Source organism: Archaeoglobus sp. UBA230 (genome assembly GCA_002507545.1).
GTDB lineage: Archaea > Halobacteriota > Archaeoglobi > Archaeoglobales > Archaeoglobaceae > Archaeoglobus.
Map to the genome: position 1 here is coordinate 40,492 of DAVR01000016.1, position 22,564 is coordinate 63,055.

Genomic DNA, 22,564 nt, shown 5'->3' on the forward strand with positions numbered 1-22,564 from the left:
TCAAACCTCCTAAAATAGCCCGAACATTCTCCCAAGCCTATCTCTTTCCCTTTCCAACTCTCTGTAAGCTAAGTCATCCAACTCGTCAGCCCTTATGAAGTGCGGGCAATACTTGCATTTTCTAAGCCCACATTCTTCTGGCTCGAATTCCTCATCGACCTCAGTATCGAAGTAATAGCTCTTCGGGTTGTTGCAAGCTCCCTTCATCTTGATCCCTCCCGAATTCGCCAGAGCAATCGTATCGGACAATTGTATCGCTCGCCATTCCACTCGAAAATCGCCATCCTTCTGTTCACGACAGCCACGAGCTTGACAACAACTCCTCTCGGAACTCTCGCGTATTTTGGACCCATGTAAATTCTGAGTTCATCCTTGAGTTCGACATCCGAAAGAAAGTTGTTAGGACAGAGTTCAATGCAATCGTATATCGTTATTATTGGTGGCAAGCCTGTAAGTTCAGAGAACTTTTCGCACCACCAGTATTCGCCATAGGGAACCTTCCCCTTCAGGAAATCGCAATCCAAGAGATCAAGCAATCCCTTATCTTTGGCAATCTTCAGAAACTCATCCACACGAATCGGCCTCCTCTGGAAAACAATCGAAGTACAACTCGCACTCGTGGCAGCAATCGTTGTGGCCCTCGATCCACATGTTGCAAGGAAAGTGAGGGCAGAGTTCGCAACACATGGCATCATCGCACCTCCGGAAATTCTTGGATCTTCTCTGGCCATCGCAAGTTGTTCTTGAGGAAAATTGGGATTCCAAGTTCTCTTGCTGGCTTTATTATGCGTTCCACCCACTCTGGCTTAGGTGGGCGATAAGGATTGGTTTGGGCACCAACGATTATCCAATCGATGCCCTCGAAATCATCTGGCTCAAAAACACTCGGTTGCTTTAGCAATGGTTCAAAGCTCAGAAATCTGACCGATGGAGTTTTGGCTCTGAGCAACCAAGATTTAGCCACGTACAGATTTGCAAGATTCACACCATCTAATGTCGCTCCAATCCAAGTGTTCTTTGGAAATGCGAACCACGAGTACCTTCTCGGATTCTTCGTCAAAAATTGAAATACATGCTGCGAGTTGTCCTTGACAACATTGAGGACTTTGTGAACCCACTCTATTGGCACCCAAGCACCAAAAAGGTCTCCCATACTGACTGTGAAGATCATAGCGCTACCCATTGGGAGGTACGGATTCCTCGATCTGAAACTCTTTGGAACACTGTTATATGGCTCTTTCAGTCTTTCAGAGTGGAATGTTGGAGCATAGCCATACGGAAATAGCTTTTTGAAGCGATTAGCGATTTTGCGACCATAACAATAGGGGCAATTATGCAAGCAACCAGTTACAGGGTTCCAAGTGAAATCGGTCCATTCGATCTTTGTCCTATTCATATCCTCCACCACTCCTGAGTTCGTCAACAAAAGCCCAAACGAGAACTGGAAGCCAAAGCACCATAGCTAAAAGCAACGTGATCAATTTGTCCTCGGGCTTCTTGTGGTATTTTGTGGCTCCAAAGCCTACCCAAGCCCCAATTGCAAAATAAATTAGAATCAGAATTGATAACGCTGCCATCATCTGTTACACCTCACTTGTTTGAATCCGACGAATCCGCCAAAATAGGGGCATTTCTGACACATCTCGAGTGTCATGAGTCCATGATGCTTGCAATTTACAGCTCCGATGACAATGACAATCTGCATTGTTAATCCCCCTCGAACTCCACAAAATCGTCAAGACTTCGCTCATTGATGCTGCTAATCGGTTCGAGCTTCAGCTCGAAAACAGCGCCTTTTTTTATTGTTCTCAGAAATCTCTTCAAGTCCTCCTTTGTTTCAGCCTTGATTGTTATCGTGATGTCTATGTCTCCAGTGTTCTGCAACTTTGCTTTGTAAGTCCTTTTCTTCATCGAATCTTCAACACCAATGCTTCTGAGAGTTACATACATTGCTATCCCTCGTACTCTATTCTTGGAGCCAAGAAATACTCCACAACGACACTTCCGATTTCGAAGTGCAACCTCACTGGATAATCGGTGCCAAGATGTATCGTGAGCAAATCGTCAGATGATGCGACTTTTAGCATCATTTCCAAGTAATCCAAGCCAAACATGCTTCTGGCTTCAGCGCCCTCGAACTCTTCAAGATCCGCAGAATCGATTTCGAGAACGAGCCTATCGATATCTCCTTTTGCTTCTACGTAGAACGATTCTTTGTCGGTTCTGAAAATTACGCTGTCAGATATGTTTTTAGCAAGAGAAATGAACTTCTTGACTTCTTCAACCTTCAAAGTTATCTTGGCTGGCAAATCCAAGCTTGGTTGTTTAGGCTCCCTTCTTATTGCCGAAGGATCTATGGCTTTAAGCTCGTATGCCATGTTCCCGCTTCGCAACTTTATTGCTTTTCCATCGAAAACGATGTCTACTAAATCGTCCTTTTTCAGTCCTTTCAACAAATCGTTGAGTCTGTCTATGTCCACACCCACGATCTCTTCCTTCGCATCGAAGGCTTCGAAAGCATCCAATGGTACTTTCACGATGACCATCGCGACATTGCTGGCATCCACAGCTCTGACATTGAGTCCATCGTTGAATCGAAACTTTGCCTCGCTGACAAAAGGTCTGAGAGCTTGTACTACTGTTTTAAGAATAGAAGCCTTGCATATTACATTCATTCTCTCACCTCAACGCGTATTTTTGCGCTCTCGACAATCTGATCGAAGTCCACTATTCCTCCATGTACCAAGCTTTTAATGAGCAATTCAATCGCTTTCTTGGCTTGCCTCTCACTCTTCAACCTGAAGAATCCGAGGCGAGGCTTCTTCCTGTCCGTAACAGCGAAGAATTCGAAGCCATCCCTTCCATTTCTGTCCTTCGTTGGTCTGTAGTATATTTGCTTGATGTCATCGGCCCTGATGTAAAGTCTGCCAGTCTTTATCCACGTGTTCATTGGTCATCCCCTCCAGAACCATCTACGACAACTTTGAGTGGCATTCCGATGTATTTGCTCAACATCTTCATCTTCCAGCCTTTCTTGCCAATGACTTTTCCAGCTGTCTTCCTGTTATCGACTTCTATCGCCAAGTACAAGCGCTTGATACCATATTTGGAAAGGATTGATGACAGAGCTTTGATGTCCTTTGGTAAGGGCTTCATCAGAAGAATGTGGTTGCTGAGATCCTTGACCGCATCGTAGCTTATTATGGCGAAAATGTGATTCGGATCTTCCAAGCGAAGCAAGGCGTGTTCCTTTACTATGTTAACGATTGGCTCGCCCTTATTGGCAAGTATCTCTACAAGTTTCAATTCGTTCATCGCTCATCCCCCATGTACCTCTCGCTCAACCTCTCGATTTCATCAAGCACTACGACAACATCCTTGTAGCGTACATCGCCCATCGTTGCAATGAACTTCCTCAAAGCGTGTTTCTCATCAGCGTTTCTCGCCTTCTCTATAGCATCCAAAACAGCTCTGATTGTCTTCTTGGGCAGCTTTGTTTTGCCATAAAGCAATGCCTCGAGGTCGTTGCGATCAAAAGAATATCTTATCCTGGAAATCGTGTCATTCAATCTCTTCAAAATTTCAATTGCCTCCTCGAGCAACAATCCATACTTTCGCACTTCTTCTGGCGTGATTGTCTTTTGCAATGGATTCGTGTCAAGGGGGCATTGTTGGAGCTCTTCTATCAGGACTATATCTCCAGTCGCCAAACAAACATGCCTATCGCCATTAATGTTCGCTATGCCGCTGTATTTGCAATCGTTGCAACCGAGAAACTCTTTGATGTCTATCAATTCCCCTCTCATGCAAAGGTCTCTATCGGGACAACTCTCATCGCATTGCTTGTTGTGGTATGGGTGGTCCTTGTTATTCTGACATACCTCGAAGAACGGATTGGGAACTTGCTTCATTGCTCGCACCCCTTACAAAAATTGCGGATCTTCTCCTCTGCCTCCCTTGGCAACTTGAAAATTGGAATCAGCATTTCGTTGTTTATTATATCTATAATTTCCTCAGCGGTTTTGGCGTATTTTATGCCAAGTGTTCTGAACTTTCCACTCCAGTACTTGATAGTACTTGTTATTTTGAATCTTGGTTTCCGCTTGTAGCGCTGAATGGTGATAAACTCGTAACCCACCCAAGTTCGACCCAATGGTATTGTCAACTTGTCTGACAAGAGTATCACCCCATCTGAACGATAGCCTTTATTTTCTCGATCTCAGCCTTGAGCTCTTCCTCAGTAGGTTTACTCACCCTGCAATCCACGATCATTTGCTTGAGCTTTGCAACCAATGCTTGCAATTGCCCTCTGATCTCCTTTCTTCTTCCGATTAGGATATTGGTTTTGTCGAGCACATTAATTGCAAATTCCAACGCAAGTTTTGCTTCATATATCTCCTTGAGGAACTCTACAAGATCATCTTGCTCATCCTTGCACTTGTCACATAGCGTAACGCCATCGTTGCGCAACAACCAACCAGTGGGCACGGAAGTACTGTTCTCAACAACAACCTTCTTACCACACTTCAAGCACTCGTGTTCAGAGGTATAGGGAAACTTCAACTCTTTTGCAAAGCAACGAAGTTCGCTAAATTCTCCGAGAGTTCTTAAAACCTCATTCTTACAGTTTCCAGAGTGCTTGCACGCAGAATCTATGTTTGGTTCATAACGCCCGCAAATTATCTCCGCGACACTTTTGCCACGCTTGTAAACTTTAATAGCCTTGTACTTAGTTGGCATTGCAAAGCCCCCTCACCAGCTTCCTAAACCCTTCATCCACAACCAAATCCTCGTACTCGACATCTATGTCGTACAATCCATCATCTCTGCGTTCCACTTCGAGGCTCACGAGCCTCGAGCCATATCGGCGGATCTCTTCCAACACTGTTCGCTCGAGTTCCTCTAAACTAACTCCTGTCACGATATAGTTTCGAACCAACATGGCTCCACCTCCAATGGGGATGCCTGTGAAGGCGGAGCCATCGATGCATTCAGAAGGGTCTCCAAGGAAGAACCAGTAATGATCCAGATTCCATAGTGTCTGCAAAACTCCCATGCTGAATCGTAAACACTGCCATCCACAACGAGCGCTGGAATTGCAAGATCACCATAGGCTTGTTTGACATCCAAGTAATATTCAGCGAGAAAACCTTTCGTAACTCTGAAATTGTACTTAAACTCGAAAACAATCGTTATGCTTCCATGGAACCACTTTAGCCTTTTCCACTTGCCATTTACTTCTATGACTGGAATCGCGTAGGCAACGAGGTCAAAGATTCGAAGCTTTCCATTTGGCAATTGCTTCCTAACTTGTTTGTTGAATTCGAAGATCTGTATTGCGATTCTGTTTGTTTCAAAAAGAGTTGAGAGAGCTTCGTAAAGCAAGCTCTCGAACTCTCTGCCCTTCTTCATCGCCTCGTGCCTCTTCTGTATTGACAATTCGAGTTTCTCCTCGATTATCCTGTCAATGTTCTGTTCGAGTTCTGGACTGTAGTAGAATGTCGCATCGACATAGCGACCTTGGTACTTCTTGATATGTTTCGATGCCAACAAGCCATTGCGGATGTAGTTCTCGAGAGGTGTCAGATCCACAGTTCCATACTCGCTCCTGATGTCGTAGTTGCTCAAGATTTCCTTGCCATATTTTATTCTGTCGTAGATGTCAACAATTCTGTCTGGCAAGTTTTCGGCCAAGAATTGCTCGACAAGTCTGTCGTGGAGAGATGCGAGTTTGTGGCTGAAGTACAAGTAGAAGCGCTCGTTACCCCTCAAACTGATGATCCCCTTGCTTCTCGAAAGAGCTCCTTTTCTATAGAGAGATGACAGAGCTTCACTTATGCGCTTTTGATTCCCTTTGAAGTCCATCGAAGTGAAGTATGGTTTACCGAATTGCGATAATTGGTGGAGAATAGATTCGAGTGTAGATCCTGGATTCGTGTGCAACAAAACGCCATCGAGCTTGTAGACCCTCATTCCCCCCTTGGTGTCCCTGACATGCTCGACAATCATTCACACCACCCGTGGTTCGCAAAAAGAGAAGTTCTTGCCTTTAAGCTCAAGGATTTTTGAGCAACTTTGCAAAACTGTGGCAACCTCTAAGTTAAGCTTAGCTACGCTTGAGAAGAGTTTGGATAACGAAGCCGCCGGCGGGATTTGAACCCGCGACCTGGTGATTACAAGTCACCCGCTCTGCCAGCTGAGCCACGGCGGCACTCTGCTTTCATTTTGATTCGGAGAGTTAATTAATTTTTTGCTTTACTCTAAGGTGCTCCTTTCAAAGGCAAACATCGCGATTCCAAGGAAAGCTAACGCAAGAAAACCAAGAATGGACAGATCAGTAGAAAGGGGAAAGACACCATCAACATCAGTAAGCATACTTCTCGCCCCATCCACTGCGTATGTTAGGGGGTTTATGTAAGCCAGTAACTTCATCCACCATGGCATCGCATTTATTGGATATATCGCACCGCTGAGAAAAATGATAGGAAGCATTAGAACTGCCATAATCATCTGAAATCCCTCCATGCTCTGTATTCTCGTCGCCAAGCAAACACCAAAGCTTGAAAATGCGACAGCAAGGAGTAATCCAACACCAAGAGTTGGTAGAATGCCAGGAATCCGAACTTCTGTGATTAGAAGTGTTAAAAAGAGGATTATCGCCCCCTGAACTGTTGCAACAATAGAATCGCCCACGATTCTTCCAGATATCGTCTCTTTTCTTGATGCTGGAGCAACGAGTACTTCCTTTAGGAACCCAAACTCTCTGTCCCATATCACGCTAACACCACTTATAAAGCTCTGATTGAAGATCGTCATGGCAAAAATTCCGGGTGCAAGATATGTGAGATAGTTTACACCACCAAATACTCTCACATCTTTGAAAACCCCGCTCCATCCCACCCCGAAGAATATCAGCCAGATCAGTGGGTTTACAACCATTCCCACAACTCTCGATTTGGCACGGCTGAATCGCTTGATCTGCCGATAAACCATTATGATGAAGGCTCTCATCTTCTCATCCACGACCTCACGATGGTTTTGAAAAATTCTCCTCCTTCGTCCCTTATCTCTCTACCTGTCAGGTGCAGAAACACATCGTTGAGAGTTGGCTGGTGATATGTCATCTCAACGATTTTCACACCCTTCTCCCTTGCAATCTCGAAAATTTTAGGTAGAGCTTCTGCAGCGTTCTCAACGTCAATTCTAATCCTACCGTCTCTTAATACCTTACATGACTTTATGAAGTCTCCTTCTTCAAAACACTCAGCATTGCTATCAACTCTGACATACACCACATCACTACCAACCAATTTTTTGAGTTCATCACATCTTCCCTCTGCGATAATTTTTCCGTGATCTATGATAGCTATCTTGTCCGCCAACTTCTCAGCCTCCTCCATATAGTGAGTTGTAAGAAATACCGTCATGTCGTGCTCTTCTTTTATTGTTTTGATGTAATTCCAAACGTGAACCCTTGTCTGAGGGTCCAGACCGAGCGTCGGCTCATCGAGGAACAGAACTTCAGGCTCATGAAGTAACGAGCGGGCAATTTCCAGTCTTCTCTGCATACCACCACTAAAGTGCCTTACAAGCCTATCCTTAAAATCCCAGAGTTCAACGAATCTCAGTAACCTCTCTATCTTGTCCCTCAACTTCACACCGCTCAATCCGTAAACTCCACCATGTATCAACATGTTCTCGTAAGCTGTCAAATCCCTGTCTACGCTTGGTTCCTGAAATACAATTCCAATCTTCTTTCTGACTTCCTTTGCTTCTTTGACAACATCAAGCCCCGCAACCTTCGCCTTTCCATCCGTTGGCTTGAGTAATGTCGTTAAAATGTGAACAGTGGTCGTTTTCCCAGCCCCATTTGGACCAAGAAAGGCAAAAACTTCACCTCTCCTAACCTTGAAGGATATACTCTTAATGGCTTCAAAATCTCCAAATCTTTTGACCAGATTTTCGACCTCAATCGCGTACGTAGCCTTCACCCAGCTTGCCTTCTTCATTAAGCCAGTAAACTTTCTTCCTATCCCCCTTCAGCTTACTCTCACCCTCAGCCAGTTTTAAACTTACGAGAACTGAGAATGTTGTTCCGGGACTTGGTGAAATCCCGAACTTTTCAACTGTCCTGACCCTTCCACGATTTTGCATTTCCAAAACGAAAGACTTGAGATGTTCCTCCATACCTCCACACTCTTGATGCGTCCGCTGATATAAAATTTTCTTAAATGGCAAAAATTTAAAAGGAAGATACCGTTATTGCTACTTATTTGCGAGCCACGAAAAAGATTTAAACCTTTACCGTTGCTTTGAAATAGGGGCTCGTAGCTCAGCCAGGCAGAGCGACGGGCTTTTAACCCGTCGGTCGCGGGTTCAAATCCCGTCGAGCCCGCATTCAAATACAGGAGGAGAGTTATGAAGTTCAAGCTGCAGGAACACATGCTCGTTCCAAAACATGAGATTTTGAGTAAAGAGGAAGCAGAAGAACTGCTTAAAATACTCGGAGTCCGCAAAGAACAGCTCCCGAAGATGAAGGCAGATGACCCCATCGCCAAAGAAATTGGTGCGAAGCCAGGAGATATTGTTAAGATTACAAGGAAAAGTTTAACTGCAGGAGAGAGTGTCTTTTACAGATTGGTTATATGATGAAATGCGGAAAATTTAACGAAAGGTGAGAATACATGCTCGACACCCGTGTTTTGGCGAGAGCGTACTTCACTCATGAGAGGCTCGTCAAGCATCAAATAGATTCCTTTAACAGGTTCGTTGATGAGGGCTTGCAGAGAGTAATTGACGAGCAGGGAGTGATAGAGTTAGATATTCCTGATACCTATGTCGAACTCGGCAGGATAAGAGCTGGAACTCCGCTCATCAAGGAAGCAGAAGGAACGATAATGCCTCTCCTACCAGCTGATGCGAGATTGAGAAACCTCAGCTATGCTGCTCCAATTTATCTTGAATGCACAGTTTATGACGAGGGCAAACCGCTTGAGACAGAGTATGTTCAAATCGGAATGCTTCCTGTAATGGTGAAATCAAAAATCTGTAACCTTAATCCCCAATATATTGACATGGCTCTTGAAAAAGTGAGAAAGGTGGATAATCCGCACTCTTTGAGTTACGAGGACAAGCTATGCATTGCGGGAGAGGACCCATACGACCCCGGTGGTTACTTCATCATCAATGGCACGGAGAGGGCATTGGTTACACTTGAAGACCTCTCACCCAACAAAATATTGCTTGAGAGGGAGGAGAAGTATGGCGAGATGGTTGAACTCGCCAAGTGCTTCTCCCAGAGAGCAGGTTACAGGGCTCTGATAGTCGTTGAGAGAGGACGAAACAACATCCTTGAAGTCACCTTCCCGCAGCTTCCAAAGCCGATTAAGTTCGTGACCCTGATGAGAGCTCTTGGCGTTGAGACTGATCAGGAAATCGTAGAGATGGTTAGCACGAATCCTGAAATCATGAAGTACATGCTGCAGAACGTTGAGGATGCTGAAGTGAGCAACTACGAAGAGGCTATTGAATACATCGGTCGCAGGGTTGCACCGGGGCAGAGCAGAGAGTACAGAAACCAGAGAGCAGAACAGGTTATTGACCAGTATTTCCTGCCACATCTCGGAACGGATAAGGAGGCAAGAAGGGCTAAAGCCTTTTTCCTCGCGAGGATGGCAGAATCCGTTTTTGAACTTTACCTCGGATACAAAAGGGAAGATGACAAAGATCATTACGCCAACAAGAGACTGAAGCTTGCAGGAGATTTGATGGAGGAAATTTTCAGGGTTGCTTTTCTCAGGCTTATAAAAGACGTTAAATACCAGCTTGAAAGGGCAAAGATAAGGGGTAGACCGCTTAAAATGTCAACTGCTGTCAGGAGTGATGTTCTCACAGACAGAATAATGCACCCGATGGCTACAGGGAACTGGGTTGGTGGTAGAACTGGAGTTTCCCAGCTCATAGACAGACACAACTATATTTCTGTTCTATCTCACCTCAGGAGAGTTGTTTCCCCACTGTCAAGATCACAGCCCCATTTTGAAGCAAGGGACTTGCACCCAACCCAGTGGGGGAGGATTTGCCCCAGTGAGACCCCCGAAGGTCCGAACTGTGGACTGGTGAAGAATTTCGCAGAATATGCCGAAGTCAGCGTCGGAGTGGATGAAGATGAGGTTAAAAGGACAATTTTCAAGCTCGGTGTTGTCCCGATAAGGGGTGAGTAATGTGAGAAAGTGTAGAGTTTACGTTAATGGTGCTCTTGTAGGATTTCACGATGATGGAGAAGGTTTAGCCAATCAGATTCGTGAATTGAGAAGGAAAGGAAAGATATCTAACCAGGTAAATGTCGTTTACTACCCTGACTCGAATGAGGTTAGGATAAACACAGATGCCGGAAGAGCGAGAAGACCGTTGATCGTCGTAAAGGACGGTAAGCCTCTTGTAACTCCTGAACACATCGAAAAGATCAAGAAGGGAGAGCTAACAATTGACGATCTCGTAAAGCAGGGTTTGATTGAATTCCTTGACGCTGAGGAGGAGGAGAACGCTTACGTAGCTGTTTACGAGCATGAACTAACCCCCGAGCACACCCACCTCGAACTTGACCCAATGCTCATAGTCGGGATATGTACTGGAAGCGTTCCTTACGCTGAGCACAATGCGTCTCCAAGAAATACAATGGGCGCCGCTATGATCAAGCAGAGCCTCGGAATTCCCTACTCAAACCTTGCCTGGAGGACTGACACAAGAGGGCATCTGCTACAGCATCCGCAGGTTCCATTAGTCACCACAGACACCCAGAGGGAGATAAAGTTTGATGAGAGGCCTGCTGGCCAGAACTTCGTTGTTGCTGTCTTGAGCTATGAAGGATATAACATTGAGGATGCTCTGATAATGAACAAGGGGAGTATCGAGAGAGGCTTGGGCAGGTCTTTCTTCTATAGAACATACGAGTCTGAGGAGATGAGGTATCCGGGCGGTCAGGAGGACAAATTCGAGATTCCGGGTGCTGATGTTTCCGGATTCAGGGGGGCTGAAGCCTACGCTCATCTCGATGAGGATGGGCTTGTTTTCCCTGAAACTGAGGTTGGACCTGATGATGTGTTGATTGGCAAAACATCTCCACCGAGATTTCTTGAGGAACCGACAGAACTTGGCATCTCACCACAAAAGAGAAGAGAAACGTCAATAACAATGAGAAGCAACGAGAAAGGAATTGTTGATGCAGTCTTCCTGATGCAATCTGAAGGGGGTTCGAAACTCGCAAAGGTGAGGGTCAGAGATTTGAGAATACCCGAACTCGGCGACAAGTTTGCTTCAAGACACGGACAGAAGGGGGTTGTAGGGTTGATCGTTCCTGAAGAGGATATGCCCTTCACCGAGTCAGGAATCGTTCCGGACATGATAATCAACCCTCATGCCATTCCATCGAGAATGACCGTAGGGCATGTTCTGGATATGATTGGTGGAAAGGTGGGCTGTCTGGAAGGAAGGAGAGTTGACGGAACTATTTTCCATGGAGAGAAGGAAGAGGACTTGAGAGCAGCACTCAAAAAATATGGGTTCAGCCATACAGGCAAAGAAGTTATGTATGACGGGATTACCGGGAGGAGATACGTTGTTGATATATTTGTAGGGGTAATCTATTACCAGAAGCTCTACCACATGGTTTCAAGTAAGATACACGCCAGAAGCCGAGGACCGGTGCAGGTTCTGACAAGGCAACCGACTGAGGGTAGAGCGAGAAAAGGTGGTCTGAGATTTGGAGAGATGGAGAGAGATGTTCTCATCGGCCATGGTGCCGCCCTTCTTCTAAAGGACAGACTGCTTGAGGAGTCAGACAAAGTTGAGGTTTGGGTTTGCGGGAACTGCGGACATATAGCTACCTACGACTACCGCAGAAGGACGGCTTACTGCTACGTGTGCGATGATGACAGCAACATCCACAGAGTTGAGATGAGTTACGCCTTCAAACTCCTGCTCGATGAGTTAAAATCAATGATGATTGCTCCAAGAATAGTCTTGGGCGATAAAGCGTGAGGTGAAAAGCAATGTTACCGAAAAGGGTTGCTGCCCTGAAATTTGAAGTTCTTTCTCCTCAGGAGATAAGGAGGATGAGCGTTGTTAAGATCATCACCCCCGAAACCTACGACGATGATGGTTTTCCGATTGATGGCGGTCTGATGGATACGAGGTTGGGTGTGATAGACCCCGGACTGAGATGTAAAACGTGTGGGGGTAAGGCGGGAGAATGTCCGGGACATTTTGGACACGTGGAGCTTGCTGCACCAGTCATTCATGTTGGATATGCAAAACTGATAGCGAGATTGCTGAACGGGACTTGCAGGGAGTGTGGAAGAATACTGCTCAAGGATGACAGAAGGGATAGGTTTATTGAAGAGATAGAGAGGAGGATTGAGTTCAATCAGAATTACGAAGATGTCATAAAGGAAGTTTTTAGGCTGACAAAAGCTGCTAAGAAATGCCCCCACTGCGGAGAGGAGCAGATCGAGATAAAATTCGACAAACCAACCTTTTTCTACGAGGGAGAGCACAGGCTGACACCCAAGGATGTAAGGGAGAGGCTCGAAAAGATTCCTAACGAGGACCTTCCAGCTTTCGGTCTCAATCCCAAAGCCACACGCCCTGAATGGTTCGTTCTTACAGTCCTACCCGTTCCTCCAGTTACCGTAAGACCTTCAATCATACTTGAAACCGGACAGAGGAGTGAAGATGATCTGACGCACAAACTTGTTGACATAATCAGAATAAACCAGAGATTCATGGAAAACAAAGAGGCTGGAGCGCCACAGCAGATTCTTGAAGACCTCTGGGAACTTTTGCAATATCACGTGACCACATATCTTGACAATGAGGTTAGTGGGATACCTCCAGCGAGACACCGCAGCGGCAGGCCACTTAAAACCCTCGCTCAGCGTTTGAAAGGGAAAGAGGGAAGGTTCAGGGGGTCTTTATCGGGTAAGAGAGTTAACTTCTCTGCCAGAACTGTAATCAGTCCCGACCCTTGTCTGAGCATAAACGAAGTTGGTGTGCCGAAGGAAATTGCTGAAGAAGTTACTGTGCCCCTATTCGTCACACCAAACAACATCGAAATTGCGAGAGAGTTCGTTCTCAGAAGTGAGCATCCCAAGGCGAACTACATCGTCAGACCTGATGGCAGAAGGATAAGGGTTATAGAGAGTAACAAGGAGGAACTGGCAGAGAAACTTGAGCCGGGATGGATTGTTGAAAGACAGCTTATGGATGGAGACATAGTATTATTTAACAGACAACCATCACTGCACAGAATGAGCATAATGGCTCACTATGTGAAGGTTCTGCCCTACAAAACCTTCCGTTTAAACCCTGCTGTCTGCCCACCCTATAACGCTGATTTTGATGGTGACGAGATGAACCTGCATGTCCCCCAGAGCCTCGAAGCTCAGGCTGAGGCGAAGATTTTAATGGCCGTTCAGGAGCACATTCTATCGCCGAGATTCGGTGGACCGATTATAGGTGGAATTCACGACCACATCAGTGGTCTATACCTTCTCACAAGAGGTGAGAAGAAGTTCAACAGAGAGGAGGCAATGGAGCTACTGAGGGCGTTAGACATATCAGAAATACCTGTAAAAAATGAATATACTGGCAAAGAGATTTTTAGCTTTATTCTGCCCGAATTAACCCTCGAATTTAAAGCTGAAATCTGTCAGGGATGTGAAGAATGTAAGGGGGAGAACTGTGAGTATGATGCCTACGTCATTATTGAGAAGGGGAAACTGTTAAAGGGTACGATAGATGAAAAAGCTGTTGGGGCATTTAAAGGTATAATCATAGACGAAATTGCAAGAAAATATGGGAAAGAAGAGGCGAAGAAGTTCATAGACCGTATGACCCAGCTTGCCATTAGAATAATCAGCAAGCTTGGATTTACAGTTGGAATTGATGATGAAGATATACCTCCTGAAGCGAGCATGCAGATAGAGGAGGTGCTGAAGGAGGCTGAAGAGGAGGTTGAAAAGCTGATTAAGGCTTACAAAGAGGGGGACCTTGAGCCCATGCCGGGAAGGAGCATTGAGGAAACCCTTGAGATGAGGATTATGCAGGTTCTTGGCAGGGCAAGAGACAGGGCTGGCAAGATCGCCCAGAGACACCTCGGTATGGATAACGCTGCAGTTATAATGGCCGTCAGCGGTGCAAGAGGTTCGATGCTGAACCTCACCCAGATGGCAGCCTGCATAGGTCAGCAGTCTGTGAGAGGTGAAAGGATTAGTAGGGGTTACACCTACACGAACAGGACGCTGAGTCACTTTAAACCTGGAGACTTGGGGGCAGAGGCAAGAGGGTTCGTGAGGAGTAGCTACAAGAGGGGTTTGTCACCAGTTGAGTTCTTCTTCCATGCTGCAGGTGGTAGAGAAGGTCTCGTTGATACTGCTGTGAGAACCTCACAGTCCGGATATCTCCAGAGAAGGATGATCAATGCCCTTCAGGATTTGAAGATAGAGTACGACGGGACTGTGAGGGAGCAAACATCAGGCTCTCTTGTTCAGTTTAGGTATGGCGAAGACGGGACCGACCCCATGAAGAGCTTCAGGGGAAAGGCTGTAGATGTGAGGAGGATAGTTCGCGAGGTTATCGGGGAGGTGAAGAAATGAAAAAAGTGGATTATGATTCTATTATCAACCAATATCCCTTTCCTCCTTCGGTAAAGGAGGAAATAAAGGCAGAACTTGAGAAAAATAATGTAAACAAGACAAATGCAAAAAAGATTGTGGAGAAGTGCTATCAGGCATATCTTGCCAACCTTATGGAGCCGGGGGAGGCTGCTGGAATTGTTGCTGCCCAGTCCATCGGAGAGCCGGGCACTCAGATGACAATGAGGACGTTCCACTACGCAGGTGTTGCAGAAATAAACGTCACCCTCGGTCTGCCAAGGTTGATTGAGATTCTGGATGTCAGAAAAAACCCATCTACCCCAATGATGACCATAAGGCTTCTTCCAGAGTATGCGCAGGACAGAGAGAAGGCAAGAGAAGTTGCAAACAGAATTGAAGCAACCTATGTAAGGGACGTAGCAGACATTGAGGTGGACATCAGAAGATTAACAATCATCATAAGACCTGACACAAGAGTTCTGGAGAGAAAGGGGTTGAGTGCCGAAGACCTGAAAAATAAGATTTCAAAAGTTCTAAAGACTGAGGTTGAAGAGTCTGAGGACGGAAGCTTTGTCGCTCAAATAGCTGAGCCATCATACAAAACCCTCATGACGGCGTTTGAAAAGCTTAAAGACACGGTCATCATGGGTATAAAGGAGATAAAGAGAGTTATAATAAGAAAGGAAGATGATGAGTACGTGCTTTACACAGAGGGTTCCAATTTGAAGAAGATTATGAAGGTCAAGGGCGTTGACTTTACGAGGACGACCACAAATAATATCTACGAAATATACGAAGTTCTTGGGATAGAGGCAGCAAGGAATGCCATAATTAAGGAGGCTCTGGATACACTCGAAGAGCAGGGGCTGGAAGTTGATCCAAGGCATATAATGCTGGTTGCCGATGTTATGACGGCAGATGGAGAGTTGAGGCAAATTGGAAGGCACGGTGTTGCTGGAGAAAAGCAGAGCATACTCGCAAGGGCTGCCTTTGAGATGACAGTAAATAACCTTCTCGATGCGGCTGTGAAAGGAGAGGTAGACTATCTAAAGGGAATAACCGAGAATATAATCGTCGGGCAGCCCATAAAACTTGGAACGGGAGATGTAGAACTTGTGTTGAAACTGGGGGGTAGGAAATGACGGATGTTGAATCTGTGATAAGGATGGTGTTGAAGACTGGAGGATATCGTTTGGGAAGTAAAAGTACACTGAAGGCTTTGCAGAAGGGAGAGGCAAAGGCGGTTGTGGTTGCAGCAAACTGTCCAGAAGACGTACTTGAGAAGATAAAGAGCTACGACGTCAAGGTTCTCACCTACAATGGAACGAACATGGAGCTTGGAGCGTTCTGCGGGAAGCCCTTCAGCGTTGCAGCAATGGCAATAACTGAAGAGATAGAGTAAATCCCTGCGAGGGTCATGTATGGGAGTTAAGCTATCAGCAGAGAGTATAAGATACCTAACGCTTTTCGAGAATTTGACTGGAGCGAGCGTCAAAGACTGTCTCGTTTACGACGACAAGGTTGTTTTCGTCGTGAGAAGGGGTCATATGGGTGTAGCGATAGGTAAGGGAGGAATCAACGTTGAGAGAGCAAAAGAGTTGATAGGAAAAAGGATCGAGATAATAGAGCACTCTGACGATCCTGCAGAGTTCATAGCCAATATTTTTAAACCGATTAAGGTTAATGTCAGATTAATGGATAAAAGTGGGGCAAAGATTGCCCAAGTAAGTGTCAGTCCAGATTTAAAAGGAATAGTGATTGGAAAAGGTGGTAAAAACATTAATAAAGCCAAAGAACTGGCTAAGAGGCATCACGATATTGAAGACGTGATAGTAAGGTGATGGATATGGGTAGAGGATTATTTGCTGCAAGAAAGCTCATAGAAACCAAGAAGAAATTCAGGTGGAGTGACAGGAGATTTGTAAGAAGAACACTTGGCTTAGCTGCTAAAGCCGATCCACTCGAAGGTGCACCGATGGCGAGAGGGATAGTGCTCGAAAAGATTGGAATTGAGGCGAGGCAGCCAAATTCAGCTATCAGAAAGGCTGTTAGAGTTCAGTTGATTAAGAATGGCAGACAGATTACAGCCTTCTGTCCCGGAGATGGTGCCATCAATTTCATTGATGAGCACGATGAAGTGATTGTCGAGAAAATAGGAGGAAGAATGGGTAGGAGTATGGGAGATATTCCGGGTGTTAGATACAAGGTCGTGAAGGTGAACAACACCAGCCTTAGGGAGCTTGTAAGAGGAAGGAAGGAGAAGAGGCTGAGGTGAAGCAATGAAATACGGTTTTACAAAGGAAGAATTGCTCGTTTTTGGCAAATACGATCCAAGTGAGGTTCAGATTAGCGACCCCGCACTGGAAAGCTACATATGCCTTGAACCCAAATACGTCATGCACACCCACGGAAGGCACGCAAATGTTCCATTTGCTAAACAGAAGGTCTTCATCGTCGAAAGACTGATAAACAAGGTCATGAGAAAGGGGCACAACACAGGCAAGAAAATTCTTGCCTACAACATCGTCAGAGAGGCATTCGAGATTATAGAGAAGAGGACAAAAAAGAATCCGATTCAGGTTCTCGTTGATGCTATAATCAACGCAGGTCCGAGAGAGGAGGTTGTAAGGCTCAAGTATGGTGGTATTGCGGTTCCAAGAGCAGTTGATACCTCAAGTTCAAGAAGAGTGGATATCGCATTGAGAAATATTGCAGAAGGAGCGAGGAGAGCAGCCTTTAAGTCGAAAAGGAGTATTGCAGAATGTCTTGCTGATGAGATCATAGCTGCAGCGAATAACGAGAGTAGGAGCTTTGCTGTATCCAAGAAGGAAGAAGTTGAGAGAGTTGCAAAGTCTGCGAGGTGATAATTTTGGCGAGAGCAAAGAAAATTGATAAGATCAAGGAGCTGATGTGGAAACCTGAATACATCAGGAACATGGGAATTGTCGCCCACATTGACCACGGAAAAACTACTTTGAGTGATAACCTGCTTGCTGGGGCTGGAATGATCAGCGAGGAGCTTGCAGGACAGCAGCTTTACCTCGATTTTGATGAGCAGGAGCAGGAGAGGGGGATCACGATTAACGCCGCCAATGTATCTATGGTTCACGAGTATGAGGGAAAGGAGTACCTCATCAACCTGATTGATACTCCCGGGCACGTTGACTTTGGCGGTGACGTTACAAGGGCAATGAGAGCCGTTGATGGTGTCATTGTCGTTGTTGATGCTGTCGAAGGGGTTATGCCACAAACAGAGACTGTTCTAAGGCAGGCTCTCAAGGAGAACGTCAAGCCTACCTTGTTCGTCAACAAAGTTGACAGATTGATTAGAGAGTTGGAACTTACACCGCAGCAGATGCAGGAGAGGCTCGTAAAGGTCATAACAGAGGTTAACAAGCTAATCAAGGCGATGAGACCAGACAAATACTCTGAATGGAGGATTGACGTTGCAGATGGCAGCGTTGCCTTTGGTTCAGCATTGTACAACTGGGCTGTGAGCGTTCCCGCTCAGAAGGTTACAGGCATCGGCTTTAAGGAAGTTTACGAGTATCTGAAGGAAGGAAAGGTTAAAGAACTCGCAAAGAAGTCTCCCCTCTACCGTGTTGTCCTTGATATGGTCATAAGACACCTTCCTTCACCAATTGAAGCTCAGAGAGAAAGAATTGGGGTTATCTGGAAGGGAGACATAAACAGCGAAGTCGGGCAGGCAATGGTTAGGTGTGATCCGAAGGGACCAATTGCTTTGATGATTACGAAAATCGTTGTTGAACCGCAGGCTGGCGAAATTGCCGTTGGTAGGCTTTTCAGCGGCACTCTTAAGCCGGGTCAAGAGCTTTTCATAGTTGACAGGAAGTCCAAGAACAGAATACAGACCGTCGGCCTTTACATGGGGCCGAGAAGGGTAGAAGTTGACGAGGTTCCTGCGGGGAACATTGTTGCACTCATCGGGTTGAGAGATGCGGTTGCAGGTTCTACATGCTCCAATATTGAGGATTTCACACCCTTCGAGAGCATAAAGCATTACAGCGAACCCGTTGTGACGATGGCGATCGAGGCTAAGAACCCGAGAGACTTGCCAAAGCTCATAGAGGTGCTGAGGAAGATCGCCAAGGAGGACCCAACTCTACATATAACGCTCAACGAGGAGACTGGAGAACATTTAATAAGTGGTATGGGAGAACTTCACCTTGAAGTTAAAGTTGAAAGAATCAGAAGGGACTACAATCTGGAAGTTATAACCTCTCCGCCAATTGTTGTATTCAGAGAGACTGTCACGGCAACATCACCCGTTGTCGAGGGCAAATCTCCAAACAAGCATAACAGGTTCTACATACTCGTTGAGCCTCTACCAGAGAAGGTCATCCAGCTTTTCAAGGAAGGCGAGGTTGACATGAAGATGGACAAGAAGGAAAGGAGGAGGAAGCTACAGGAGGCTGGATTGACAGGTGAGGAGGCTGCAGGGGCTGAAGAATACTTCGAGGGGAATCTGTTCTGCGATGTCACAAAGGGTATCCAGTATCTGAATGAGACCATGGAGCTGATTCTTGAAGGTTTCAGAGAGGCTATGAGAGCTGGACCACTGGCGAGAGAGCCATGCATGGGAATAAAGGTGAAGCTTGTTGATTGTAAGCTCCACGAGGATGCTGTGCACAGAGGTCCGGCACAGGTCATTCCTGCTGTAAGGTCCGCAATTTTCGCAGCAATTCTCCAAGCACAGCCAACACTGCTCGAACCGTATCAGAAAGTCTTCATCACGGTCCCACAGGAGATGATGGGTGCTGTGACGAGAGAGATTCAGGGAAGGAGGGGGCAGGTTCTCGAGATGAAGACTGAGGGGGACATGGTTACAGTAATCGCAAAAGCACCAGTCAAGGAGATGTTCGGATTTGCTGGAGCTATCAGGGGAGCGACGTCAGGAAAGGCCATATGGAGCACTGAGCATGCAGGATTTGAGATTGTGCCTCAAAACCTTCTCAACGACTTTGTGATGGAAGTCAGGAAGAGAAAAGGATTGAAGCTCGAAATACCGAAGCCCGAGGATTTTGTTGGGCTTTAATCTAATCTCTCCCTAATTTTTCTTGTTTCGATTTACTTGTGACTTGCTGAGAATTTATATAGCCTAAATTAAAAACACCCGTATGCAAGAGGACATCGAACCAGTTGAAAAGTTCAACTTTGCCTGCTATCCGGGCATAGTCTGCTTTAACGAGTGCTGCCAGCACCTCAACATCGCCCTAACTCCTTACGACGTTCTGAAGATGGCGAGAGGCTTAAAAATCACCACCAGCGAATTTCTGGAGCGTTACACATCCAAGCACATCGGCATCACTACCGGCTTGCCTGTGGTTGTCTTGAAGATGCTTCCCGATGGAAGATGTCCCTTTGTAACCGAAAAGGGCTGCAGCATCTACAAACATCGCCCATCGCCCTGCAGACTTTATCCGGTTGTTAGAGTAAGAGTTAGAGATGAAGTCCAGTATTACTTGCTAAAGGAGGACTTCTGTGCCGGTCATATGGAAAACAGGGAATGGAGCGTGACAGAATGGATAAGAGATCAGGAAGCAGAGGAATACAATGAGATGAATGATGTTTTCTTTGAACTCATCTCAGCGAAAAACAAAGCTGGAAGAGACCTCACAGAGGAGGAACTAGAGAAGATTTACAGAGTATGCTTTGACGTAGATCGGTTTAAGAGAGAAAAAGGAATTAACGACGATATGGACGCTTTGAAGAAGGGGATAAAATCCTCTATCGACCTGATTCTATCTGTTTAAGAAAAATTATATTTCCTCTACCCTTCTTGACTTTCTCCACTATACCTCTCCTCTCGAGGTCGGCGATAATCAGACTCATCTTCGCCTCACTGTAGCCGAGTTTCTTTCTCAGTTCCTTTTGAGTTACTCTCCCACCCTCGCGCCTTATAATCTCAACAACTTCTGCAAGGTCTTCGGGGAGAGTCTCAAGCCGAATATCGTTGTCTTCATAGGGTTGACCTGCAAGCTCAAACTCCCTATCAGCCTTAGAACGAAGTTTCAGAACTAAAAGAACGGCTAAAATTACTCCTGAAATGAGAACTGCTATGAGGTGATAAGGGATTTCTCCTTCTTCAACTACTGGAAAATCCGGTATTTCCTGAAATTCTTCAAGTTTTGGAAAAAGAATTAAATCGAACCTTGTGCTGTTAAAAACAGACACGTTTTCCACAGTCATGTATTCTCCAGCGTATGCTACAATGGTGTAGTTTCCGGGTGGAACATTAAAGCTGTAAGTCCCGTCTTCAGAGACCATCCTCTGAACGTTATCGTCCTTTATTTCTACAACAACGTTGTTAACGACATCAAGAGTGTCCCATCGGTAAATCTTTCCGTATATCTCAACTGCTCCCGAAGGGAGAATCAGCACTGAAAGAAGTGCAACCAGAAGAAGCTTTTTCATAGTAAATCTCTCACTCTCGCTATTGGTGGCATTTCTCGCTTATGTCTTGATCTCTCAACCATTTTCAGAACCTTTTGGAATTTCTCGTCATCCCTTTTCTCTCCTTTTTCAATCAGTTTTAGAATTTCATCAAGCTCTGCGTAGGTTATTCCCATCTCCCCTTCATCCGTCTGACCCGGCCATAAGGCTGCTGAAGGCTTCTTCTCGATTATTTCTCTCGGCACTCCGAGATGGGCTGCGAGTTGAAATACTTCGGTTTTGAACAAATCGCCAATGGGTAAGAAGTCTACCCCTCCATCTCCATACTTGGTAAAGTATCCCACCATAAGCTCGCTCTTATTCCCTGTCCCTGCCACAACTCTGTTCATGCTGTTGGCATGGTAATAGTTCAGAATCATTCTAATCCTTGGCTTCAGGTTGGCTTCCGCCATTCTGCTTCCTTCTCCAGCTTTCTTCTTAAAAACTTCTATTATATCGTTTATCTCAATTAGTTTGAAACTAATACCCAGACTTTTCGCCACTTTAATGGCATCCTCCACATCCTGCTCAGGCGTTACCCCCCTTTCAGGCATAACCAACCCAAAAACCCTCTCATTTCCAAGAGCTTCACAGCAGAGATGTGCGACTGTGCTGCTGTCAACACCACCACTTAATCCAACAACAACACCTTCTGCACCGGATGATTCCACAAAATCGCTGATGAAGGAGCAAATCCTCTCGACTACCTTTTCAAAGTTCATGTCCTTTTATTTTCTGCCAGATTAAAATCTTTTTCCAAAACAAATAAAGCCAGTTTGATTTGAGATTATAACATGAACATGCTTCGAGTCGAATATGACATTCAGCACCACCTCATCCTCTCAAAGAGAAAATTGAGCGACCACGCATTGATTAGGATGATTATCGCCACTTTATCAACTCCCACAGAGCTTGCCAACATCAGAAAGAGCGATTTCAAGGCTAAAAGAGGTAAAAAGCTTGATTACTTCACCGTCAGGCTTACTGAGGGAGGGAAAAGTAGAATCTCTCCCGTTGATAGAAAAACTTACGAAATAATCCAGCTTCTGCCATCAAAACCCTTCAACATGAGTGAGAGTGAAATGGACGAGATTGTTGGAAAATACAGTCCTCCGGACAAAAGATACAACTGCAAGAGATTGAGAGAGGCTGTGAGGTTGATCCTGAAGGATTCAGACTTCTTCGGTGCTAAGAAATTGAAGAGTTTAGAGGAAGAGTATGCTTTCATGCTGGATTTTAATCCGCTTTACAGCGGCTTCTGGGACCTTGAGGATGAGGAGGGGATTGAAGATTTCGTTTTAAGCTATTCCGAAGTTAGCGGTGTGAGAGACAGTCAGAAGATAGCTGATGACACTGGCATTGACGAAGAAATTGTGAGACGGATTCTCGAAAGTGGAAGGAAAAGCCTTCTATCCTACGAAAGATAAAAGATTTATTTTCGGAGAGAAAAGGATATA

30 protein-coding genes and 2 tRNA genes are annotated in these 22,564 nt (G+C 45.5%); 13 read left to right on the forward strand and 19 right to left on the reverse strand.

The features are described 5' to 3' along the window. Nucleotides 1-9: 9 nt before the first annotated feature. From BP688_RS04135 to BP688_RS04215, 17 genes are all read right to left on the reverse strand, one after another. Nucleotides 10-207, reverse strand: a complete 198-nt coding sequence (locus BP688_RS04135) for a hypothetical protein (RefSeq protein WP_290597074.1) — start codon at nucleotides 205-207, stop codon at nucleotides 10-12. Beyond that, on the reverse strand, nucleotides 204-695 hold the full coding sequence (locus tag BP688_RS04140; RefSeq protein WP_290624527.1) for a hypothetical protein: 492 nt from the start codon (nucleotides 693-695) through the stop codon (nucleotides 204-206). Before BP688_RS04140 ends, BP688_RS04135 begins: the two co-directional genes overlap by 4 nt. Beyond that, nucleotides 692-1,396 carry a DUF5131 family protein gene (locus tag BP688_RS04145; protein ID WP_290597076.1) on the reverse strand — a complete coding sequence of 235 codons (705 nt, stop codon included), beginning with the start codon at nucleotides 1,394-1,396 and terminating at the stop codon, nucleotides 692-694. The genes BP688_RS04140 and BP688_RS04145 overlap by 4 nt, the downstream gene beginning before the upstream one ends. Further along, nucleotides 1,389-1,580, reverse strand: a complete 192-nt coding sequence (locus tag BP688_RS04150) for a hypothetical protein (protein ID WP_290597077.1) — start codon at nucleotides 1,578-1,580, stop codon at nucleotides 1,389-1,391. The genes BP688_RS04145 and BP688_RS04150 overlap by 8 nt, the downstream gene beginning before the upstream one ends. Then, nucleotides 1,577-1,705, reverse strand: coding sequence for a hypothetical protein (locus tag BP688_RS04155; RefSeq protein ID WP_290597078.1), 129 nt, complete (start codon nucleotides 1,703-1,705; stop codon nucleotides 1,577-1,579). Before BP688_RS04155 ends, BP688_RS04150 begins: the two co-directional genes overlap by 4 nt. Nucleotides 1,706-1,707: 2 nt before the next feature. After that, nucleotides 1,708-1,950, reverse strand: a complete 243-nt coding sequence (locus BP688_RS04160; RefSeq protein WP_290597079.1) for a hypothetical protein — start codon at nucleotides 1,948-1,950, stop codon at nucleotides 1,708-1,710. A 2-nt stretch (nucleotides 1,951-1,952) separates the two neighbouring features. After that, the gene (locus BP688_RS04165) at nucleotides 1,953-2,675 is read right to left on the reverse strand and encodes a DNA polymerase sliding clamp (protein ID WP_290597080.1); all 723 of its coding nucleotides are present in this window, start codon (nucleotides 2,673-2,675) and stop codon (nucleotides 1,953-1,955) included. Continuing rightward, complete coding sequence (locus tag BP688_RS04170) at nucleotides 2,672-2,950, reverse strand: hypothetical protein (protein WP_290597081.1); 279 nt, start codon at nucleotides 2,948-2,950, stop codon at nucleotides 2,672-2,674. Before BP688_RS04170 ends, BP688_RS04165 begins: the two co-directional genes overlap by 4 nt. Further along, nucleotides 2,947-3,315, reverse strand: coding sequence for a hypothetical protein (locus BP688_RS04175; protein ID WP_290597082.1), 369 nt, complete (start codon nucleotides 3,313-3,315; stop codon nucleotides 2,947-2,949). Before BP688_RS04175 ends, BP688_RS04170 begins: the two co-directional genes overlap by 4 nt. Beyond that, nucleotides 3,312-3,911: a hypothetical protein gene (locus BP688_RS04180; RefSeq protein ID WP_290597083.1), complete on the reverse strand. Its 600-nt coding sequence runs from the start codon at nucleotides 3,909-3,911 to the stop codon at nucleotides 3,312-3,314. Before BP688_RS04180 ends, BP688_RS04175 begins: the two co-directional genes overlap by 4 nt. Next, nucleotides 3,908-4,177: a hypothetical protein gene (locus BP688_RS04185; protein ID WP_290597084.1), complete on the reverse strand. Its 270-nt coding sequence runs from the start codon at nucleotides 4,175-4,177 to the stop codon at nucleotides 3,908-3,910. Before BP688_RS04185 ends, BP688_RS04180 begins: the two co-directional genes overlap by 4 nt. Before the next feature lie 5 nt (nucleotides 4,178-4,182). Then, complete coding sequence (locus tag BP688_RS04190) at nucleotides 4,183-4,740, reverse strand: hypothetical protein (protein ID WP_290597085.1); 558 nt, start codon at nucleotides 4,738-4,740, stop codon at nucleotides 4,183-4,185. Nucleotides 4,741-4,917: 177 nt separating this feature from the next. After that, on the reverse strand, nucleotides 4,918-6,009 hold the full coding sequence (locus BP688_RS04195; RefSeq protein WP_290597086.1) for a hypothetical protein: 1,092 nt from the start codon (nucleotides 6,007-6,009) through the stop codon (nucleotides 4,918-4,920). A 129-nt stretch (nucleotides 6,010-6,138) separates the two neighbouring features. After that, nucleotides 6,139-6,211 (reverse strand) — tRNA-Thr (locus BP688_RS04200). A 44-nt stretch (nucleotides 6,212-6,255) separates the two neighbouring features. Further along, the gene (locus BP688_RS04205; RefSeq protein ID WP_349677334.1) at nucleotides 6,256-7,011 is read right to left on the reverse strand and encodes an ABC transporter permease; all 756 of its coding nucleotides are present in this window, start codon (nucleotides 7,009-7,011) and stop codon (nucleotides 6,256-6,258) included. Beyond that, nucleotides 7,008-7,991, reverse strand: a complete 984-nt coding sequence (locus BP688_RS04210; protein WP_290597088.1) for an ATP-binding cassette domain-containing protein — start codon at nucleotides 7,989-7,991, stop codon at nucleotides 7,008-7,010. Before BP688_RS04210 ends, BP688_RS04205 begins: the two co-directional genes overlap by 4 nt. Continuing rightward, on the reverse strand, nucleotides 7,969-8,187 hold the full coding sequence (locus tag BP688_RS04215; protein WP_290597089.1) for a hypothetical protein: 219 nt from the start codon (nucleotides 8,185-8,187) through the stop codon (nucleotides 7,969-7,971). The genes BP688_RS04210 and BP688_RS04215 overlap by 23 nt, the downstream gene beginning before the upstream one ends. A gap of 134 nt (nucleotides 8,188-8,321) precedes the next feature. Between BP688_RS04215 and BP688_RS04220 the strand changes: the two genes are divergently transcribed. From BP688_RS04220 to BP688_RS04275, 12 genes are all read left to right on the forward strand, one after another. After that, nucleotides 8,322-8,395 (forward strand) — tRNA-Lys (locus BP688_RS04220). A gap of 23 nt (nucleotides 8,396-8,418) precedes the next feature. After that, a complete protein-coding gene (locus tag BP688_RS04225; RefSeq protein ID WP_290597090.1) occupies nucleotides 8,419-8,649 on the forward strand; it encodes a DNA-directed RNA polymerase subunit H in 231 nt (76 codons plus the stop codon). Between the two features lie 35 nt (nucleotides 8,650-8,684). Next, entirely contained in the window at nucleotides 8,685-10,223 is a 1,539-nt protein-coding gene (locus BP688_RS04230) for a DNA-directed RNA polymerase subunit B'' (protein WP_290597091.1), read from the forward strand. 1 nt (nucleotide 10,224) lies between these two features. After that, complete coding sequence (gene rpoB / locus BP688_RS04235) at nucleotides 10,225-12,039, forward strand: DNA-directed RNA polymerase subunit B (protein ID WP_290624529.1); 1,815 nt, start codon at nucleotides 10,225-10,227, stop codon at nucleotides 12,037-12,039. Between the two features lie 11 nt (nucleotides 12,040-12,050). Continuing rightward, on the forward strand, nucleotides 12,051-14,654 hold the full coding sequence (locus BP688_RS04240; protein WP_290624531.1) for a DNA-directed RNA polymerase subunit A': 2,604 nt from the start codon (nucleotides 12,051-12,053) through the stop codon (nucleotides 14,652-14,654). After that, nucleotides 14,651-15,796: a DNA-directed RNA polymerase subunit A'' gene (gene rpoA2, locus BP688_RS04245; protein ID WP_290597094.1), complete on the forward strand. Its 1,146-nt coding sequence runs from the start codon at nucleotides 14,651-14,653 to the stop codon at nucleotides 15,794-15,796. Before BP688_RS04240 ends, rpoA2 begins: the two co-directional genes overlap by 4 nt. Further along, nucleotides 15,793-16,056 carry a 50S ribosomal protein L30e gene (locus BP688_RS04250; RefSeq protein ID WP_290597095.1) on the forward strand — a complete coding sequence of 88 codons (264 nt, stop codon included), beginning with the start codon at nucleotides 15,793-15,795 and terminating at the stop codon, nucleotides 16,054-16,056. The genes rpoA2 and BP688_RS04250 overlap by 4 nt, the downstream gene beginning before the upstream one ends. A 19-nt stretch (nucleotides 16,057-16,075) precedes the next feature. Then, nucleotides 16,076-16,495 (forward strand): NusA-like transcription termination signal-binding factor, encoded by a 420-nt coding sequence (locus BP688_RS04255; protein ID WP_290597096.1) that lies wholly within the window; start codon nucleotides 16,076-16,078, stop codon nucleotides 16,493-16,495. Nucleotides 16,496-16,500: 5 nt separating this feature from the next. Continuing rightward, the gene (locus BP688_RS04260) at nucleotides 16,501-16,929 is read left to right on the forward strand and encodes a 30S ribosomal protein S12 (protein WP_202319442.1); all 429 of its coding nucleotides are present in this window, start codon (nucleotides 16,501-16,503) and stop codon (nucleotides 16,927-16,929) included. A 4-nt stretch (nucleotides 16,930-16,933) separates the two neighbouring features. After that, nucleotides 16,934-17,518, forward strand: a complete 585-nt coding sequence (rpsG, locus tag BP688_RS04265) for a 30S ribosomal protein S7 (RefSeq protein ID WP_290597097.1) — start codon at nucleotides 16,934-16,936, stop codon at nucleotides 17,516-17,518. Nucleotides 17,519-17,523: 5 nt separating this feature from the next. Then, nucleotides 17,524-19,710 (forward strand): elongation factor EF-2, encoded by a 2,187-nt coding sequence (locus tag BP688_RS04270; RefSeq protein WP_349681819.1) that lies wholly within the window; start codon nucleotides 17,524-17,526, stop codon nucleotides 19,708-19,710. Between the two features lie 82 nt (nucleotides 19,711-19,792). Then, the gene (locus tag BP688_RS04275; protein WP_290597125.1) at nucleotides 19,793-20,428 is read left to right on the forward strand and encodes a YkgJ family cysteine cluster protein; all 636 of its coding nucleotides are present in this window, start codon (nucleotides 19,793-19,795) and stop codon (nucleotides 20,426-20,428) included. Here the strand turns inward: BP688_RS04275 and BP688_RS04280 are convergent. Together BP688_RS04280 and BP688_RS04285 are read right to left on the reverse strand one after the other, a co-directional pair. Further along, nucleotides 20,403-21,089, reverse strand: coding sequence for a helix-turn-helix transcriptional regulator (locus tag BP688_RS04280; protein ID WP_290597124.1), 687 nt, complete (start codon nucleotides 21,087-21,089; stop codon nucleotides 20,403-20,405). The two genes, BP688_RS04275 and BP688_RS04280, sit on opposite strands and share 26 nt — an antisense overlap. Continuing rightward, the gene (locus BP688_RS04285) at nucleotides 21,086-21,829 is read right to left on the reverse strand and encodes an NAD+ synthase (RefSeq protein WP_290597123.1); all 744 of its coding nucleotides are present in this window, start codon (nucleotides 21,827-21,829) and stop codon (nucleotides 21,086-21,088) included. Before BP688_RS04285 ends, BP688_RS04280 begins: the two co-directional genes overlap by 4 nt. Nucleotides 21,830-21,901: 72 nt before the next feature. On the opposite strand from BP688_RS04285, the gene BP688_RS04290 reads away from it, so the two are divergent. After that, complete coding sequence (locus tag BP688_RS04290; RefSeq protein ID WP_290597122.1) at nucleotides 21,902-22,534, forward strand: hypothetical protein; 633 nt, start codon at nucleotides 21,902-21,904, stop codon at nucleotides 22,532-22,534. Nucleotides 22,535-22,564 lie beyond the last annotated feature (30 nt).